Source organism: Burkholderia sp. HI2761 (assembly GCF_002223355.1).
Classification (GTDB): domain Bacteria; phylum Pseudomonadota; class Gammaproteobacteria; order Burkholderiales; family Burkholderiaceae; genus Burkholderia.
This window is the reverse complement of sequence record NZ_NKFN01000015.1, coordinates 1-3194: the sequence shown is the minus strand read 5'-3', so window position 1 is coordinate 3194 and position 3194 is coordinate 1. Positions and strand designations below refer to the sequence as shown.

The window sequence follows — 3194 nt, the reverse complement described above, 5'->3', positions numbered from 1 at the left end:
GCGATCTGTTCTTCGCTGAACTTGCTCTTCTTCACGGCATGACCTCCTGGTCTCGATGACAACGTCATGCCGGAATTTTCCACTTCCGAATGGGACAGTTTTGTGGGCTAGGGTCAAGAGCTGTGCGGCCCACATCTGATGCTGACCGACATCGGAGCAAACGAACGCGTCGCCGCGCGTGAGTTCCCACAGTTTTTCCAGCACGAACTGCGGCTTGATGACCGTGGTGTCGTGTGAATAGGCGAGACAACGCCGCGCGCGCCACGAGTCGATGTCGCGCCACCATGCGGCACGCGCAGGCGAGGCCGCGGGTTCAGCCGGGAGCAGCGCGAGCATGGCGCGTAACACCGCCTTGACGTCGCCCACAATCGGCACATCGACGCGGACACGTTTATCGATGGTCGCCGGATCGATATCGATCTGGATGATCGTGCGGTCGGCCTTGCAGAAGTCCTCTGGATTACCGATCACGCGATCGTCGAAACGTGCACCGAATGCAATCAGCACATCGCTATGCTGCATCGCAAGATTGGCCTCGTAAGTCCCGTGCATGCCCGGCATGCCGACACTCTGGATGTGCTTACCGGGAAATGTGCCGAGTCCCGTCAGCGTGCATGCGACCGGCGCATCAAGACGCTGTGCGAGGGTGGCTAGTTCATCGACCGCGCCCGCAGCAATGGCCCCGCCTCCCATGAGAATGCAGGGCCGCTGTGCGCGACGCAACGCTTCGGCGGCGCGCTGAATCTGACCGGCGTGACCGTCGAGACGTGGCTTGTACGAGCGCAATTCGACGGTTCGCGGATACGTGAATGGCTCCTGCGCCAGCAGAACATCCTTCGGAATATCGACGACGACGGGACCGGGCCGCCCCGTGGCGGCAATATGAAAGGCTTTCTTCAACGTCGCGCCGAGCTGACTGACCTCCACAACGAGGAAATTGTGCTTCACGATCGAACGAGTCAGGCCGACCGCATCGCACTCCTGAAAAGCATCCTTGCCGATGGCATCCGTCGGCACGTTGGCGCAGATCACGACGATCGGAATAGAGTCGAAGTACGGCGTCGCAATGCCCGTCACGGCATTGGTCACACCTGGCCCAGAGGTGACGAGCGCAACGCCGACCTTGCCCGTTGCGCGGGCGTAGCCGTCCGCCGCGTGCACGGCCGCCTGCTCGTGGCGCACGAGGATGTTCGTGATCGACTGCTCCGGCAGCAGCGCATCGTAGATGGGCAGCACTGCGCCGCCGGGATAGCCCCATATCGTATCGACGCCTTCTTCGCGCAGGGCGGCCACGACCATCCCGGCACCCGAAAGGCTATGGGCCTGACGGGCATGGGCGGCAGCTTGCTGCCGACGCGAGCTGGACGATTTCCGGGGCAGCAATTTTCACTTTCTTCTCCGACAAACAAGGCTATTGCAGGATCGCTTCCTTGAACACGGGACCTTTACGCGCTACCTGCTGAACGTATCGATAATATTGGGTTCGATGAAGCAGATGGTGCCGAATTGCCGGCGGACCAGGCGGCTTAACAGCACAAACGAATGGCGAACTGGACTCTCGTCGGCGGTTCGTGCCGTACGAGCCTTTCGAGCCGGCTCTACGGCCGCGCGCTGAGGCGCTTCAGAAGTGCGTATGCAGGCCGATGCGGGCGACATCCTGAGTCGCCCCTGAGGACGCATCGTCCGGCGTGTTCATCCCATTCAGCTCTGCGAGCCCACCGTCGCTCGCGCGCTGACGGAGACCGATTACGGACACGCTGGTCCGCTTCGACACGGCATAGTTGACAATCGCCGCCAGCTGATGCCCGTGGTGGTTGTCCTCGACATCGTTGCCTTTCATATACATATACGAAGCGCCGGCGCTCAACGGGGGCGTGAAGTTGTAGTCGGTACTAACCGATGCCTTATACACCGCGCCAGCGTTCAGCAAATTGTGGACGATGGTGAAGAGTATGTTCGCAACCCAGCTCTGATATGGTAATGCGTCCCCGCGCCCCAGTTGCACACGCTGACGTCCGGGCCGCCATCGAGCGAGTGACTCAGGTTCGTAAACGCAGCATTCGTAGAGCGAAGCAAAGTCGTCAACTCCCGGTTTTGCGTATTTGCCCGCGACCGTCTCGACACTGTGACGCTGGCGGCGACGACGACGGGCCTATCCGAACGTTTGTGTGTGAGGCATAAATTGATGGCCAAGGAGAATGAAATGAACGCGTCCCACCCCGTGGTCCGGTGAGAGGAACGGAAAAGGTGGACCCTCACGGGCCGACGGCATCGAAGTGCCCAGATGGAAAATGCACGCATTGTCCAGGCAACCGGAGGATCCACCATGAACAGTATCGCTGTGGGCGTCGACATCGCCAAGCAAGTGTTTCAGGTCCATTACATCGACCCGGAAACGGGCGAGATCGTGAACAAGCCGATCAGGCGGGCCAAATTTCTGGAGCATTTTGCTAACCGAGCCAGATGCCTAATCGGAATGGAAGCCTGCGGCGGTGCACACCACTGGGCCCGGCAACTGATGCGATTGGGTCACGAAGTCAGATTGATGCCAGCCGCGTTCGTGAAGGCGTTCAACATCCGCAATAAGAATGATGCGGCGGATGCACGGGCGATCTGGCTAGCAGTGCAGCAGCCGGGCAAGCCGGTGGCGGTGAAGACAGAAATGCAGCAAGCAATGTTGGCGTTGCACAGGATGCGTGAGCAGTTGGTGAAGTTCCGCACGATGCAGATCAACGGACTTCGCGGACTGATGGCCGAATATGGTGAGGTGATGAGCCGGGGCCGGGTGAAGCTCGACGCAGAGATTCCGGCGGCGTTGGGGCGACTTGCAGAGCGTCTGCCTGCTGCACTGATCGATACGCTGCGCGAGCAGTGGAACGGGTGGGCCTGTCAGGAATTTTGTGTTTAAGGCATAACATGCTCCCAAGGAGAGTCTATGCCTCGCAAACCGAAAGCCCAGCCGGCAGTTCTGCCGGCGATTCCGGCCGAGCTGCTTGAACAGTTCGGCAACGGTCCGATGACGGCTGAAGCCATCAATGCCGCGACGCTGGCGCTCAAGAAAGCGCTGATCGAGCGTGCGTTGGGCGGCGAGATGAACCATCATCTCGGCTACCCTGCCGGAGCTGCCAAGCCGGCCAACGTCACGAATCAGCGCAACGGCAAAGGGGCCAAGACGGTTCTGACCGAAGACGGGC

At 60.4% G+C, this 3194-nt stretch carries 2 protein-coding genes and 2 pseudogenes; 2 read left to right on the top strand and 2 right to left on the bottom strand.

The annotated features are described in order from the left end of the window. Both ilvB and CFB46_RS35765 read right to left on the bottom strand, forming a co-directional pair. On the bottom strand, positions 1 to 1299 hold a 1299-nt coding region (gene ilvB / locus CFB46_RS34875; RefSeq protein WP_089502505.1), incomplete at its 3' end, for a biosynthetic-type acetolactate synthase large subunit. 322 nt (positions 1300 to 1621) lie between these two features. Beyond that, on the bottom strand, positions 1622 to 1840 hold the full coding sequence (locus CFB46_RS35765) for a hypothetical protein (RefSeq protein WP_143751638.1): 219 nt from the start codon (positions 1838 to 1840) through the stop codon (positions 1622 to 1624). Between the two features lie 486 nt (positions 1841 to 2326). Here CFB46_RS35765 and CFB46_RS34865 point away from each other — a divergent pair. Both CFB46_RS34865 and CFB46_RS34860 read left to right on the top strand, forming a co-directional pair. Then, positions 2327 to 2881 (top strand): annotated as a pseudogene (locus CFB46_RS34865) (IS110 family transposase); the annotation flags it as partial. A gap of 54 nt (positions 2882 to 2935) precedes the next feature. Beyond that, positions 2936 to 3194, top strand: a pseudogene (locus tag CFB46_RS34860) (IS256 family transposase); the annotation flags it as partial.

Coding starts and splice junctions, on each gene's coding strand:
- CFB46_RS35765 (WP_143751638.1), bottom strand. CDS start 1,840: ATGAAAGGCAACGATGTCGAGGACAACCACCACGGGCATCAGCTGGCG.